Here is a 15,390-nt window from a genome sequence, read left to right on the forward strand (position 1 = left end):
TCTATGAGGCAGCAAATCATTTTAGGCAGTATGTTGTGTTGCCTGGCTTTGCCGGCAGCAGCGCAGCAGGATAAAAACAAATCGGCCATGATCACTTACCTGGATCAGCATACGGCCAGTTACGATACAATCGCAAAAAAGATCTGGAGCTATGCGGAACCAGGTTACCTGGAAGAAAAAAGCTCGGCGTTGCTGCAGGCAACTTTGCAGGAACAGGGCTTTACAGTGAAAGCCGGTATTGCCGGTATTCCTACCGCATTTGAAGCCAGCTATGGCAGCGGTGAACCAGTAATAGCCATCCTGGCGGAATATGATGCCTTGCCGGGCTTATCGCAGGAAGCAGTGCCGGAAAAGCATCCCGTACACGACGGTGCCCCGGGGCACGGATGTGGGCACAACCTGTTCGGAACGGCTTCCGTAGCTGCTGCGGTGAGCGTTAAAAACTGGCTGCAGTCCAGCGGGGCAAAAGGGACCATCCGTTTGTATGGTTGCCCCGCGGAAGAAGGTGGTTCCGGCAAAGTGTACATGGTAAGGGAAGGATTATTTAAAGATGTAAGTGCAGTGTTGCACTGGCATCCGGGAAACCAGAATTCCGCAGCGGTGGCGCCCTGGCTGGCGAATAAGAATGCAAAGTTCAGGTTCTATGGCACCTCGGCCCATGCCTCGGGCGCTCCTGAAAAAGGCCGATCCGCCCTCGATGGCGTGGAGGCAATGGACTATATGGTGAACATGATGCGGGAACACGTGCCTTCTACCACCCGCATTCACTATGTGATCACCAAAGGAGGAGATGCGCCTAATGTGGTGCCTGCGTTTGCAGAAGTGTACTATTATGTAAGACATCCCGAAATGAAGATAGTGAAAAGCGTATGGGAACGGCTGGTGAAATGCGCGGAAGGCGCTGCCCTGGGAACCGGCACCCGTATGGATTACGAGGTGATAGGCGGCGTTTATAACATGCTGCCCAATATTACATTGTCGCAGATAATGGATAAAAACCTGCACCAGGTAGGCGGCTTCAGTTATACGCCGGAAGAAAAAGACTTTGCAAAGAAGATCCAGTCCACCTTCGTAGAAAAAGATAACACGCCTGATCCCGATACCGTCACACCCCGCGTGAGCCCTTTTGTAATGATCAAAGATGCAGGCGGCGCTTCCTCCGATGTAGCGGATGTAAGCTGGGTAACACCCACCGCCGGTATTGTAACAGCTACCTTTGTACCCGGATCTTCAGGGCATAGCTGGCAGAATGTAGCGGCGGCCGGCAGCAGTATCGGGGTGAAGGGAATGATGGTAGCGGCGAAAACAATGGCGCTCACTGCTTACGATTTGTTTAAAAGCCCGGAAACGCTCAGGGCAGCAAAAACGGAACTGGGGCAGAGACAGGGAGCCGGGTTCAGATATGAAGCCATGCTGGGCGATAGAAAACCGGCACTGGATTACCGTAAATAACTCAATCAGCAAACGCTATGAAAAATAAACTGCTTGCCACGATCACCGCTTTTGGATTGTTTTATACAACTGCAGTGGCGCAACATATTCCTTCCCCGAAAGAGCATTTCGGGTTTAATATCGGCGATGATTACCAGCTGGCTAACTATACGCAAACAGCAGCGTACTTTAAGAAACTGGCGGCATCGTCTGATCGTGTACAGCTGGTGAATATCGGCAAAACGGAAGAAGACCGTGACCAGTATATGCTCATCATCTCTTCTCCCGGAAATATTAAATTACTGGAAAAATATAAGAAGATATCACAGCAGCTGGCACGTGCAGAAGACCTCTCCACTGAACAGGCCCGTGAACTGGCAGCAGCAGGAAAAGCTGTGGTGTGGATAGACGGAGGGCTGCATGCCACCGAAGTGGTAGGCACTCACCAGCTGATTGAAACGGCATGGCAGCTGATCAGCAGGACAGACCCTGAAACCATGCGTATCCTCGACAACGTGATCGTTCTGATGACACATGCCAACCCCGACGGGCAGGAGCTGGTATCCAACTGGTATATGCGTCATACAGATACGCTTCAACGCACGGTAGACCAGCTTCCGGTATTGTATCAGAAATATATAGGGCATGATAATAACCGCGACTTCTACATCATGAATATGAAAGAAAGCGTGAACATGGGCCGGCAGCTATTCCTGGAATGGATGCCGCAGATCATGTACAACCATCACCAGCGTGGCCCTGAAGGCTCTGTGCTTGCAGGCCCGCCATACCGTGATCCCTTCAACTATTTCTTTGATCCGCTCATGATCACCGGCATCGATGCATTGGGCGCCGCCATGTATAACCGCCTCAATGCGGAAAATAAGCCCGGCTACACCCGGCTCAACGGATCCAGCTTCTCTACCTGGTATAACGGCGGATTGCGTACCACCACGCAGTATCATAATATGATCGGACTGCTCACGGAAATTATCGGCAATCCTACACCGGAAAAGATCCCTGTAGTGCCACAGCGCCTCATTCCTAACGGCGCAACACCTAACCCTGTAACGCCGCAAAACGACTGGCGCTTTAAGCGCTCTATTGAATATTCAGTGTCGCTTAACTATGCGGTGCTCGACTATGCAGCAAGACAACGGGATGAAGTGCTGTTCAATATTTATAAAATGGGCCGCAACGCCATTGAAAAAGGCAACCAGGATTCATGGACCTTATCACCAAAACGTTCGGAAGCCATTACCGCCGCTTTCAAAAAGGATAACCCCGATTCTACCGATAAAAGTGATGGCAGCGATCCATACGGCTGGATGCGCAGGGGCAGCAATATCCCCATGAGGTATTACGATGCGGTGTTTAAAGACCCGGCAGGCAGGGACCCCCGCGGGTATATACTGCCGGCAGACCAGCCGGATTTTCCCACTGCGGTGAAGTTCATCAACGCGCTTATCAAAGCAGGCATACAGGTGCAGAAAGCTGAGTCGCCGTTTGCAGTAGCGGGTAAACAATACCCTGCCGGTTCCTACATTGTGAAAACAAACCAGGCTTTCCGTCCGCATGTATTGGATATGTTTGAGCCCCAGGACCACCCCAACGATTTCCAGTATCCCGGTGGCCCTCCTATCCGGCCGTATGATGCCGCCGGATGGACGCTGGCCTTCCAGATGGGCGTGCAGTTCGACAGGATCCTGGACAGCTTCGACGGGCCTTTCACAAAGCTGCCTTATGGTGCGCTGCAAACGCCTCCCAAAGCAACGCTGGCAACAGCAGGTGGCTACCTGTTAAGTGCAAGGCAGAACAACGCATTCATTGCTGTAAATGACCTGATGAAAGCAGGCGTAAAAGTATACCGGCTCACCAAAGCAGTGGCCGGCAACAATAACGCCATACCAGGTACGTTTTATGTACCCGCCGGCGGTAAAGCAGGGGAGATATTGCAGCAATCTGCCAGTACGCTCGGCCTGAAAACCACCGGTATCAGCAAACGTCCGGCAGGCGCTGTGAGCATGGCCCCTATGCGTATCGCATTATGGGATACCTACGGCGGCTCTATGCCCTCCGGGTGGATGCGCTGGATCATGGAACAATATCATTTCCCTTTTGAGGTGATATATCCCCGGGATATTGACACCGGTCATCTCCGCGATAAATACGATGCCATTATATTTGCCACCCGCGCAATTCCGCCGTTGTCGGGGGCTGAGCCCAACAGGTATGGTTATGCGCCAAAAGAACCTGTTCCTGCGGAGATCCCGGAACAATACAGGCATATGCTGGGTAAGATCACCAAAGAAAAATCTATCCCGCAGATAAAAACTTTCCTGGAAGAAGGGGGTACGGTGATCACAATAGGCAGTAGTACCAACCTCGCATATCACCTGGGGCTGCCGGTGCACAACGCATTGGTGGAAACAGATAAAGCCGGTAAAGAGAAGCCACTGCCAGGTACAAAGTATTTTGTGCCGGGAAGTATACTCCAGGTAGCTTTCGATAGCACACATCCTGCGGCATGGGGCCTTCCCTCCACCGGTGATGTGAACTTCGACAACAGCCCTGTGTTCCGCCTGGATGCAACGGCGGCGGATAAAGGTATTAAACCCATTGCCTGGTTTTCTTCCGCTGCACCACTGCACAGCGGCTGGGCATGGGGACAGGCATACCTGAAAGACGGGGTGGCCGCATTTTCAGCACCGGTAGGCGCTGGAATGCTCTATGCTTTTGGCCCGGAAATTACTTTCCGTGCACAGTCGCTCGGTACTTTCAAGTTATTATTCAACGACTTGTATGGAATGGATATAAAAGAAACAAAGCTGGAAAGGAAGAAAGGGTAAAAGATACCATTTTACAATATACAACAGCATCGGCCGGGGATATCCCCGGCCGATGCTGTTACAGAAACCCTTGTTAGGAGAGAGTTTATGTTTTTGGTATAGATTTTGTCTTCGGGAAGATACTTACAGCGCCATTCAATCTGTCACTATCTTGGTCAACTTTATCAACTCAAGTACAATTTTAACCGAAAACTGTTATTTCAATTCAATCTCTGAATCATGAAAAACCAATTCTTTGCCACGTTAATGGTGGTTGCTGCATCAATGCTTTTCTTTAGTGCATGCAGTAAAGACGAGTCTTCCAATAGTGGAAAATCGAAACTTTCAGTATACCTGACAGATGATCCTGCCTTTTATGATGAAGTGAACATCGACATTCGGGACATCCAGGTGAACGCATCAGCCGATGCTGCCGAAACAGGTGCTGGCTGGGTATCTGTGCCGCTGGCCCGCCCTGGTGTGTATAACCTGCTGGATTTCAGGAACGGGCTAGACACCTTGCTGGCGTCAAAAGAATTACCGGCTGGTAAAATCTCGCAGATCCGCCTGGTGCTGGGTACCAACAACAGTGTGGTAGTGAACGGGGTATCTCACCCGCTGGAAACGCCTTCTGCACAACAGTCGGGCTTAAAACTGAATGTTCATGCGGACCTGGTGGCAGATATTGAATACCGCCTCTGGATCGATTTCGATGCGAACCGTTCTATTGTAACTACAGGTAGCAATAAATACATCCTGAAACCGGTGATCCGTACCTATACAGAAGCTACCAGCGGTACTATCAAAGGAATTGCGCTGCCGTTGCTGCATGTTTCAGGTGTATTCGCTATACAAAATACCGATACTATTGCTTCCGCAATACCTGATGCTTTAACAGGCGCTTATGTAATGACTGGTTTAGCCGCAGGCAGCTACAATGTTGCTATTGCAGGTGATGGAATTTTAAAGGATACCACTGTTACAGGAATAACTGTAAAAACCGGGGAAATTTCCACTGTAAGTACTATTACATTAAAATAATAAAGGCATTGAGTTGATAGTAAAAAGGCTGGCCATTGGTCAGCCTTTTTTACTACAGGTCCATTATTTGTTTTAGATGATGTTCCAGGTGACGCAGGTAATCTTCAATTAAGAACTGTAAAGTGTGTGGCTCGGCATCGCCGTTATCACATTTTTTTAATAACTCCTCTGTTGTTATTACAGGGATAATTGACGCAAGATGACGGTTATAATATTCCCAGAAAAGCAGCAGTTGTGCGCGGTCCATTTCCTGGTAGTGCTGTGCATTCACCCAGTCGTCGCTATTATATACGATCTTTGGTACTGGTTCCATTCTTGCCCTTATAAACCGGTGGTGGTTATTGGTAGCGGAATCCACCAGGTGTCCCAGTATCTGTTGTTTCGACCATTTGCCCGGAGCACGTGGTGTGCTAAAGTCTTCATCTGTTATTTGACGGATCTTTAAAGGAACGGTATCGCATAAATATAATAATCGTTTAACAACGTCCGGAATGGTCATGTGAATTGTTTTAGAGATGTAAAAATAGGATTTTAAGGAACGCTGCCTGTTTCAAATTAAATACCTTTGTTGTAATAATCTTCATCTTATGAAAATTGCATTGGCATCACCTCCGCCTCCTGTATCCGTTACCGGTGGCTTATCATGGACAGCGCAACTGGTGGAAGAAGCAGCAAAACAACAGGCGGAAATTATCTGTTTTCCTGAGTCATATATACCTGGTTATCCCGGAATGGGATCACCGGAAGACCGGTCGCCGGAAGTAATGCGGCAGGCACTGGAAAGCGTAAAGGAAATCGCCGCAAAAAATGCCATAGCCATTATTATGCCTATGGATTGGTACGAAGGGGCTGCTGTTTTAAACGTGGCCTTTGTTATTTCTGCAACCGGCGAAGTGCTCGGCTACCAGGCCAAGAACCAGCTGGACCCTACAGAAGATACTTTCTGGACCCCTGGTACAGAGCGCAGTATTTTTGAAGTGAACGGGGTGAAGTTCGGCATCACCATTTGCCATGAAGGATTCCGTTATCCTGAATCAGTGCGGTGGGCTGCCCGGCATGGCGCACAAATTGTGTTCCATCCGCATTGTACCGGCAGTGATACTGAAGGCGTATTGCTTACAGAATGGGGAAGTAAAAATAATCCCTACTATGAGAAAGCGATGATGATGCGCGCACTGGAAAATACGATCTATTTTGCCAGCTCCAACTATGCGTTTAAATATCCTGATTCCGCCAGCTCCATCATAGCGCCAGATGGCGCCTGTATTGCGCATGCTGAATATGGCAAACCCGGTGTAATAATAGCTGAGATCGATCCCGCCCTGGCTACCGGGCTGCTGGCTAAAAGATACCGTTCAGCGCTGTATGTAAAATCGCATTATTCCGAAAAAAGGTAGCTGCGTATAGGTGGTAGTCAATACCATGCTTTTTCTTTAACTTCCGGATATAGCTGGGCGGGCGGGCTCCGGTAATAGCAGGCAGCGTTCCCTTTTCTTTCTTACATTAGTACATATTTACCGGAATGAAAGTACAATTACTTACACCTCCTCCCATTATTGCAGACTATGTAAGCAGCATCGTGGTGCTTGAGAATAACAGTATGTTCTATGAAGCAGTATTACCGCTCATTGCTAACGGTTATCCCAGCATTACTTTCCAGCTTACAGACCCTGCACGCGTACTCTGTGCCGGTAAAAAGAGTGATCACCTGGTGTTGTACGGGCAGAATATTGCACCGATCCGGCTGCATACAGCCGGTGAAATAACGGTGATTGCCTATTTTCTTCACCCCTATATGTTGCAATCCCTGTTGGGTTACGAGGCGAAAGAGCTCACCGGCCTGGGGATCGACCTTAGCCTGTCCGGCCTGGCCAGGGAAATAAACCTGAAAGAGCAGTTGCTCAACACCACTTCTCTCAATGCCCGCCTGGAGTTGATGAACGGCTATGTGCAGCAGCTATCCCAACGGAACAGGATCCGTGTGAATGAACCCATTACTTATGCTACCCGTCTCATACAAAAAAACAAAGGAACCATATTGTTAATGGACCTCCAGAAGGAGCTTTATATTACAGAGCGCACGCTGCAACGCAAGTTTGAGCAGCATATTGGCCTCACCCCAAAAATGTATAGCCGGATCTGCCAGTTCAATGCTGCACTGCAGCAGCTTAACCGGAACAGGTTTTCGGATATGACAGGCGTGGCGCTTGAAAACGGCTATGCGGATCAAAGTCACCTGATCCGCGCTTTTAAAGAATTTACCACTTACTCTCCCCTGGAATATATCAAACAGGCGGAAAATTTCCCGGGTTAGCCCATTTCCTATTTTGTCGGGTTTCTTCTATCACATGCAGGAAACGTGCTGTTATTTTGTACCAGTAAACAATCACAATCATCATCATCAAAAACAAAATAACATGAGAAAGTTAGTCATTTCAGAATGGATCACCCTCGATGGTATCTTTGATGCAGAAACAATGGCAGAATGGTTTATGCCATATGATAGTCCTGCCCGGCAGCAACTGATCAGCGATGGTATTCATGCCTGCGGCGCCATCCTCTTTGGCCGTAAAACCTATGAAATGCTGGCGCCCTACTGGTCGCAGATGAAGAATAACGAAATGGGTATTGCCGCAAAGCTGAACAGCGTAGCAAAATATGTGGTGTCAACTACCCTTGAAAACGCTGCCTGGGAAAATACCACCATCATTAAAAATAATATCGTTGAAGAGATCACCAGGCTGAAACAACAGCCTGGCAATGAAATCCAGGTAGAAGGAAGCGCCACCCTGGTAGATGCCCTCATACAGGCCGACCTGATAGATGAATATAAATTCTTTGTTCATCCAACCATCATAGGAAAGGGCAAACGCTTTTTCAAAGAAGGGAAACTGCCTGGAGGACTGAAACTTTCCAATACAGAAGTGCTGGACAAGGGAGTAGTGGTGCTTACTTATCAACGGGAGAGGAGTTAAGCGGTTTGTGATGGAAAAAAATTAATTTTAAGGCGCACTTAAAATTAACCCATGCACCAGTTTGATGAACAGGTAGAGCGGATCAGGACCAAGTTAACTGCGGCAAAGCAAAAAGATAAGGAACTGAAAGTTTTCGGCGCCGGCGCCCATAAATATATCCTGCACCCACCACTGACAGAAGAAACGCTTTCAGATTTTGAAACCAGGTATAATATTTCCTTACCCGGAAGTTACAAAGCATTCCTGCTACAGGTGGGAAATGGAGGCGAATCGCACATGGGTGCAGGTGCAGGACCTTTTTATGGTATTTACCCGCTGGATGGGTGCGTGGACGAGCTCACCACTGATCCTGAAAAGTATCTAAGCCAGCCGGTAAAGATCTATCCCGGTATAACAGCGGAGGAATGGCAGCATCTCATAAAGGAAACGCAGGAAGATGATATCCCCGATGCAGCATTTGAAGCCGCCATGGGAAACATTTACGCCGGTATTCTGCCCATCGGGTCGCAGGGATGCGGTTACCTGCATGGACTGGTATTAAACGGTGAACATGCCGGAAAGGTGGTAAACGTGGATATAGACAGGCAGCAACCGCAATTCACTTTTGAAGATAACTTCCTGGACTGGTATGAACGCTGGCTGGATGAAATTATTTCGGAAGAACTGTCGACCGATGGCCCGTCCTGGTTTGGCTATACCATGGGCGGTAGCGTAACGGCGCTGTTAAATAAATACCATGCGGCCACAGATCAGCTCACCAAACATCAGTGTATCCGTGGTATCCTGGCAAAGCGGCGTATTGATCCGGAGATGGAAATACAAATGGAAAAGGAATACCTGCATGCGGAAACAATATACAAACGGGAATGGCTGCAGGTGCTTGCCAAGTGCAGTTATCCGCTGGCAAAGCCGCATCTGTTGGCTTACAGTACTATAGACCTGCTGGCCGTTGTACAGTTTATATGGTGGTATGCAAAAGACAAAAGCAGTGAATGGCAGGAAGTTATTACCCGGAGTTTACCTGGCATCAATGACCACGAAACATTCAGGTTTTGTACTTACCTGCTGGTAGAAATGAAGATCGATTATGCACCTTTGATGATCCCCGCTACAACCCATGAAAATGAACAGATCTGTGTAACCGCTTTTTATACTTTAGGCAAGCTGGAAAACAAACCGGGTTACCTGGATGTATTCATCAACGGTTTAGGCAATCCGGCTAATACTGTAATACATGCTGCTTTACAGGCGCTGTCGGGCGTAAAGGATAAACGGTTGTTACCTGCGTATAAGAAAGTTTTAGAGAGATTTCCAACGGAGCAGGACTATATTTTATCCAACCTGGGGCACCGGCTTGATGATATGGGGCTTACGGTTCAGGAGTTGGAGAAGTGGAATGGTTAGTATGTGAACCGCGTTTTTGCATATTTTATTCAGTTAACAATAATTGAAATGTTAAGATTAGTATCAAAGGCAGACCAAGCGATTAATTTACGTGCGGAAGGAATCTCGCTAATTTACGCTGGCATGTTAATAAAGCATGGTCTTACCTATTATAAGCATATCCAGATTGTTCACACCAGTGAAGAAGATCAGGATTTGGTTATCGGAGAAAGAAAGGATTTTTATGTGCGGATTAGTTATAATATTGGCGTGGACTTCGCACAAAAAGAGGATAATACCATACAGGTGATCATGATCAATATAATACACGATGCTCTCCTAAAGCTGGCAGAGCAGGAAGGCCACCTGGACATTGGGTTATTGAATTTAATTAAAGCCGAAATTATTGAAAGACCACTTGAATTCACGGTAAAGTATAAAACGTTCGCTCATCCAAAAGACAGCTCTTTTTTAATAAATATTATTATCCATCCTTTGTTAAGGTACTTTAATATTTATTTGGAGTTGGAAAGAAATGGAATGATAGCGGCCAATCTTTTAATTTATAAGGGGGTAAATGTCCCCACCTACTTTTCGGACTTTTTCTCCAAAGGAAAATGGTTAAAGAAAGAATTTGTCCTAAGCGGAAATGCGACCGATATGGAGATTCATCTATCCCTTGAAGATTATTCCCTAAAATATGTGAATACATCAGGAATTGAAGGCAAGGCTCCGAAATTTGAGTTAATGAAAGCTGATGCTGATAGGAAAACTACATTGGACGAATATTTACACATGTTAAACCCCGCGATAGTGGCAATTTTAACAGGCAGTGAAAATTAATATGGCCCACCTTCCTTATTGTCCTGGGAGGGAGTCTTTTTACCCCTTAACACGTAGAAGCAGGCCAGTAAGAATACACCGGACAGGAAACGCCCGACATTACTCTGACCTGCAATATTATGAAAGCTGCTGGAAGAAGCAGGAAAAAATAAATCAATAACAAGGCCACAACCACCCAGTAATACTAAAAGAATACCTACAAAGAGGCCTGAAAATTTAAGGAATTTATTTTGTGTGAATCCGTATGGATCGCTATCTGTAAATTTTATTTTCACGGGTAAGTTATAATTACATTGGCTTCAGAGAAGTTCCATTTTCCTTCCAAATTAGTAAAACATTTGTATTTTTCTTTATCTCCGCCTAAAAAAGATGCGACCCGCTTTTAGAACCTGCGGCTCCAAAGCTCCTCGTTGAACGCCCCCTGATTACTGGTAAAATGCCCCCAAAACCTAATATCATTCGAAAAATAAAAATCCAGGCAGTATTTTTACCGGATAACAGTTATAACAATGGTGAACAGAAAAACTAAATTATGTGCAGTTGTCGTAGCAGCCCTTCTTGCAGGCTGTGCCGGCAGTCGCCGCGCTGAACAGGGTAAAACCGTGAAGGTGCCCGGGCTGGAAGGTATGGAAAAAGTGAACCATGTAGTAGTGATCTATATGGAGAACCACAGTTTTGATAACCTGTACGGGCAGTTTGAAGGTGCAGAGGGACTGGCCAACGCATCAAAGGAAGCGGTGCTGCAGCTGGACCGCAATGGTCAGCCGTATAAATATCTCCCGGCAATTCCCCGTTCCAGCGAATTCCCTACCAATATTCCCAATGGCTATTTTAATATAGACCAGTATGTTCCTGCCGATAAAGAAACGCCTGATGTTACGCACCGGTATTACCAGGAGCGCAGCCAGATCAATAATGGTAAAATGAATCTTTTTGCAGCACATAACAGCACAGCGGGTCTTGCCATGGGCTACTATAAAACTTCGCTGCTGCCTTTATACCCTGTTGCAAAAGAATTTACGCTTTGCGATCATTTCTTCCACAGCGCTTTTGGCAGTTCCTTCCTCAATCATCAGTGGCTGATAGCTGCAGCAACGCCTTATTTTCCTGATGCCCCGCAGGATATCAGGGCAGTATTGGAAAGTGATGGTAAGATGAAAAAAGATGGGCTTTTAACTCCTGATGGTTACGCGGTGAACACTATCTACTCCGTAAACCAGCCATACCCGGCCGGTACAAAAAAAGAGAACCTTGTTCCCAACCAAACCAATCCTACTATCGGTGACCGTCTCAGCGAAAAAAATATTTCCTGGGCCTGGTATTCCGGCGGCTGGAACGATGCTATAGCAGGCAAGCCTGATGAATTCTTCCAGTACCATCATCAGCCCTTTATCTACTATAAAACATTTGCAGACGGTACCTCCGCCAAAAAAGAACATCTCAAAGATGAAGAGGATTTTCTGAAAGCTGCAAAAGAAGGAACGTTACCGGCAGTTTCCTTTGTAAAGCCATTGGGCGTTCAGAATGAGCACCCGGGTTATTCCAGCGTTATAGCAGGAGAAACGCATGCCCTAAACCTGATCAATGCTGTACGCAACAGCCCTAACTGGAAAGATGCCGTGATCATACTTACCTATGATGAAAACGGAGGCTTCTGGGATCATGTGGCGCCGCCGGTGATCGATAAATGGGGACCGGGCAGCCGTATTCCTGCCATTATCATTTCTCCTTTTGCTAAAAAAGGTTACGTGGACCAAACACCATATGAAACGGTGAGCATCCTCTCGTTTATAGAGAAACGCTGGGGCCTGAAACCGCTCAACAGCAGGGATGGTAATGCTAACCCATTACAGGGGGCATTTAATTTTAAAAACTGATTAATACCAGGTGAAGCATTCCCGGATAGCAATAGTTTTGGTGATGATGGTGGGGACGATACAGCTGCTATCTTCTTTCGCGGTCAGAACCAATGATCCCGCAAAGGAAATTGCGGGAATGCTTTGCCGTGATATTGATACCTTTTCATTTTACCTCAGGGATTCCCTGCAGCCTATGATCAGGACGGGTTCGGAGAAAGACGTGCAGTCCGCCTTCCTGGCTGCCAGGAAGCATTATAAGCGCATAGAATGGGCCGCAGAATATTTCGCCTATGCCACGGCCCGGTTTATAAATGGCGCGCCCAAGGCGGAAGCAGAGCTTCCCGGCTACATGATCTTAAACCCCGCCGGTTTGCAGGTGATGGAAGAACATATATTTCCCCGATTCGACAGCACATCCCGGAGTATGTTGCTTGGGCAAACGGAAATCATCCTGGATAAATTACAGGTATTCAGATCCTATTTTTCCGGTATTCCTGTTGCCGGCTGGCAGATCCTGGATGCTGCAAAACTGGAAGTATTCCGCATTGAAACACTGGGCATCACCGGGTACGATAATCCGCTCAGCAGGAACAGCATGGAAGAATGCGCAGTGGCCTTGCAGGCGTTGCAACAGGTGCTGGCTCCTTATGCAGGCGGCAGTAACACCACGCAGGAGTTACTCAAAGCAAACATCGGTTTCCTGCTGGCAAACAGGGATTTTAACCACTTCAACAGGGCGCTTTTTATACGCCGTTATGCCAATCCGTTAAGCAGCGCTATAGAGCAGCTACGCAGGCAGCTGGATTTCCGGGGTTACCGCTACAACCGTTTACTGCGACAGGATGTTTTTACGCTGTTCGACAAAGACGCATTTAATGCAGATGCCTATTCGCCTTTCCTTGACCAGGAGAACAAGTCCGCCAAAGCTGCGCTGGGCAAAGCATTATTCACAGAAACGGCCTTTTCGGGCAATGGAAAAATCAGCTGTGCTTCCTGTCATCATCCGCAAACCGCATTCGCGGAAAACCTGGCCAGGCACAGTGATGTCAGCTGCGGTACAGGTTTGATAAACAGGAATGTGCCTTCCCTGCTTAATACAGCATTACAGCCCCAGCAATTCTACGATCAGCGTGCAGAAACCCTGGAAGAACAGGTGAACGACGTGGTGCATAATCCAAAGGAGATGGGTGGCCGCATTCATACCGCCCTGCAGGATATTAGCCGTTCCGGCAACTACTCACAACTATTTGCTGCTGCATTTCCGAAGAAGCCGCAACCGGATTCCGCAGCCGTAACAGAAGCGCTGGCAGCTTATGTAAGAAGTCTTGTACGGTTAAACAGCCGCTTTGATGATTATATGGCTGGTATAGATACGGCCATGTCTGCAGAAGAAGTAAAAGGGTTTAATTTATTTATGGGCAAGGGGGGCTGTGGCGCCTGTCATTTTATGCCGCTGTTCAGCGGTGTGCTGCCGCCTAAATTCATCACACAGGATGCGGAAATACTTGGTGTCCCCGAAAAACAAGGCAGCAAGAATATTGATCCCGACAGGGGGCTTTTCAACACACTCATGAGCTACCATTATTTTGACAGCAGCCGCTTATCAGGATTTGATCATGCATTTAAAACCGTTACGGTTCGGAATGTATCAAAAACGGCGCCCTATATGCATAACGGGGCATTTGCCACCCTGGAAGAAGTAATGGATTTTTATAATGAAGGTGGTGGTGCAGGGAATGGCCTGCCGGTGCACAACCAGAGCCTAAGCGCAGAAAAGCTACAGCTTACACCGGTTGAAATAAAAGAAGTGATTGCGTTTATGCATGCACTGGATAGCAGGTAAACTTTTTGTTTGATAAAAACACAAAGCCGCTCCGGTATGGAAGCGGCTTTTATGTTCCTATAGCGACCATACCGCCAGCTCATACCCGTCAGGATCTGTAAAGTGGAACCGTTTGCCACCGGGAAAACTAAAGATATTCTTTACGATCTTGCCTCCTGCGGCAATAACCTTTTGCTGGGTAGCTTCGATATCCTTTGAATAAAGGATCACCAAAACAGTACCTTTTACAGGTTTACCGATGGTGAACCCGCCATCTACATAATCACCATCAAACGCCGTATAGTCGGGGCCATAGTCGGTAAATTTCCAGCCAAAGCTCTTTGTATAAAATTCTTTTGCGCGGTGAAGGTCTTTCGACAGGAATTCAATATACTGTACCTGCTCATGTTTTAACTTGCTTGCCATAGCTATTGTTTTTTTGTAAAGATATAAGAATGGGAGAGGAGCCGTTTGGAAAAAAACGACAAAGTTGCCGGGTGTAAAGGTGTAATTGATATAACCGGTTTTACATACGTTTGTTTATTTGTAAATTAGATAAATAATGTAATAACAGATCCCAATGCCCGCAAGAAAAGAAACGAGCGTGAACTGGTTCAAAATACTGAAAGTAGCATGTATGGTAGTGGTATGTCTTACCTGCATTTTACTGCATGCTGCCCCATGGCTTTTTTACAGCATCACGTTTATACCGCTTCTCTTACCCTTGTCCCTGCTGTTATTTATTGGCATACCGGCGGCGTGGTGGGCTGCCAATAGGTTCCGGGGATGGCTTACCCGTTTGTTCGATGGTATAACGGATGATATTTTACATAAGGGATGTATGTTGCTGCTGATCTCCTGGATACCGGCGTTCCTGTTGATGGGAACCAATTACCTGCTGGCAGAAAAATCTGCTTCAACAGAAATATTGCCGGTGGTGGAACGGGGATATTCCCGGAACCGCAATGGTAAAACTTACTGGGTGAAAGTGAAAAGCCGTGGATACGTGAAGAAGGTAGTGCTGGACAAGCATATGATGCCCGAATCGGTGAATGGCGTGAAAGTGGAAGTCAGGAAAGGTGGTTTGGGATTTGATTTTTTCCAGGTAAAACGTTTTGTATAACATCCGTTTGTTAAAGAGGCTACCTGGCCCAAAAGAAAAGGCTTATAGGCAGATCGCCTATAAGCCTTTTCTATAAGGTTAATAG

Annotated in this window: 14 protein-coding genes; 11 read left to right on the forward strand and 3 right to left on the reverse strand. The window is 47.1% G+C overall.

The window, feature by feature from the left end; all coding sequences use genetic code 11:
* Positions 1–3 precede the first annotated feature (3 nt).
* The 3 genes from ABIE50_RS11755 (at position 4) to ABIE50_RS11765 (ending at position 5,300) form a co-directional block, all read left to right on the forward strand.
* Positions 4–1,452, forward strand: coding sequence for an amidohydrolase (locus tag ABIE50_RS11755; protein WP_209861412.1), 1,449 nt, complete (start codon positions 4–6; stop codon positions 1,450–1,452).
* Between the two features lie 17 nt (positions 1,453–1,469).
* Complete coding sequence (locus ABIE50_RS11760) at positions 1,470–4,280, forward strand: M14 family metallopeptidase (RefSeq protein WP_209861396.1); 2,811 nt, start codon at positions 1,470–1,472, stop codon at positions 4,278–4,280.
* A gap of 219 nt (positions 4,281–4,499) precedes the next feature.
* Complete coding sequence (locus ABIE50_RS11765) at positions 4,500–5,300, forward strand: DUF4382 domain-containing protein (RefSeq protein ID WP_209861394.1); 801 nt, start codon at positions 4,500–4,502, stop codon at positions 5,298–5,300.
* A 52-nt stretch (positions 5,301–5,352) separates the two neighbouring features.
* On the opposite strand, the gene ABIE50_RS11770 is transcribed toward ABIE50_RS11765, so the two are convergent.
* Positions 5,353–5,799: a DinB family protein gene (locus ABIE50_RS11770; protein WP_209861392.1), complete on the reverse strand. Its 447-nt coding sequence runs from the start codon at positions 5,797–5,799 to the stop codon at positions 5,353–5,355.
* Positions 5,800–5,887: 88 nt separating this feature from the next.
* On the opposite strand from ABIE50_RS11770, the gene ABIE50_RS11775 reads away from it, so the two are divergent.
* The 5 genes from ABIE50_RS11775 (at position 5,888) to ABIE50_RS11795 (ending at position 10,501) form a co-directional block, all read left to right on the forward strand.
* On the forward strand, positions 5,888–6,697 hold the full coding sequence (locus ABIE50_RS11775; protein WP_209861390.1) for a carbon-nitrogen hydrolase family protein: 810 nt from the start codon (positions 5,888–5,890) through the stop codon (positions 6,695–6,697).
* 125 nt (positions 6,698–6,822) lie between these two features.
* Positions 6,823–7,614 carry a helix-turn-helix domain-containing protein gene (locus ABIE50_RS11780; RefSeq protein WP_209861388.1) on the forward strand — a complete coding sequence of 264 codons (792 nt, stop codon included), beginning with the start codon at positions 6,823–6,825 and terminating at the stop codon, positions 7,612–7,614.
* A gap of 103 nt (positions 7,615–7,717) precedes the next feature.
* Positions 7,718–8,275 carry a dihydrofolate reductase family protein gene (locus ABIE50_RS11785; RefSeq protein WP_209861386.1) on the forward strand — a complete coding sequence of 186 codons (558 nt, stop codon included), beginning with the start codon at positions 7,718–7,720 and terminating at the stop codon, positions 8,273–8,275.
* A 51-nt stretch (positions 8,276–8,326) separates the two neighbouring features.
* Positions 8,327–9,679: an SMI1/KNR4 family protein gene (locus ABIE50_RS11790; RefSeq protein WP_209861384.1), complete on the forward strand. Its 1,353-nt coding sequence runs from the start codon at positions 8,327–8,329 to the stop codon at positions 9,677–9,679.
* A 48-nt stretch (positions 9,680–9,727) separates the two neighbouring features.
* Positions 9,728–10,501, forward strand: a complete 774-nt coding sequence (locus ABIE50_RS11795) for a hypothetical protein (protein WP_209861382.1) — start codon at positions 9,728–9,730, stop codon at positions 10,499–10,501.
* Here ABIE50_RS11795 and ABIE50_RS11800 read toward each other — a convergent pair.
* Positions 10,498–10,776, reverse strand: a complete 279-nt coding sequence (locus tag ABIE50_RS11800; protein WP_209861380.1) for a hypothetical protein — start codon at positions 10,774–10,776, stop codon at positions 10,498–10,500. The genes ABIE50_RS11795 and ABIE50_RS11800 overlap by 4 nt on opposite strands.
* Positions 10,777–11,010: 234 nt before the next feature.
* Between ABIE50_RS11800 and ABIE50_RS11805 the strand changes: the two genes are divergently transcribed.
* Both ABIE50_RS11805 and ABIE50_RS11810 read left to right on the forward strand, forming a co-directional pair.
* Positions 11,011–12,378, forward strand: a complete 1,368-nt coding sequence (locus ABIE50_RS11805) for an alkaline phosphatase family protein (RefSeq protein ID WP_209861379.1) — start codon at positions 11,011–11,013, stop codon at positions 12,376–12,378.
* 43 nt (positions 12,379–12,421) lie between these two features.
* On the forward strand, positions 12,422–14,203 hold the full coding sequence (locus ABIE50_RS11810; protein ID WP_354027978.1) for a cytochrome-c peroxidase: 1,782 nt from the start codon (positions 12,422–12,424) through the stop codon (positions 14,201–14,203).
* A gap of 57 nt (positions 14,204–14,260) precedes the next feature.
* Here ABIE50_RS11810 and ABIE50_RS11815 read toward each other — a convergent pair whose 3' ends face one another.
* Positions 14,261–14,608, reverse strand: a complete 348-nt coding sequence (locus ABIE50_RS11815; protein WP_209861375.1) for a VOC family protein — start codon at positions 14,606–14,608, stop codon at positions 14,261–14,263.
* Between the two features lie 154 nt (positions 14,609–14,762).
* Here ABIE50_RS11815 and ABIE50_RS11820 point away from each other — a divergent pair, with 154 nt between their 5' ends.
* Positions 14,763–15,305, forward strand: a complete 543-nt coding sequence (locus ABIE50_RS11820) for a hypothetical protein (RefSeq protein ID WP_209861373.1) — start codon at positions 14,763–14,765, stop codon at positions 15,303–15,305.
* Positions 15,306–15,390 lie beyond the last annotated feature (85 nt).

Origin of the sequence: Chitinophaga sp. OAE865 (genome assembly GCF_040546735.1) — a bacterium.
GTDB lineage: Bacteria > Bacteroidota > Bacteroidia > Chitinophagales > Chitinophagaceae > Chitinophaga > Chitinophaga polysaccharea_A.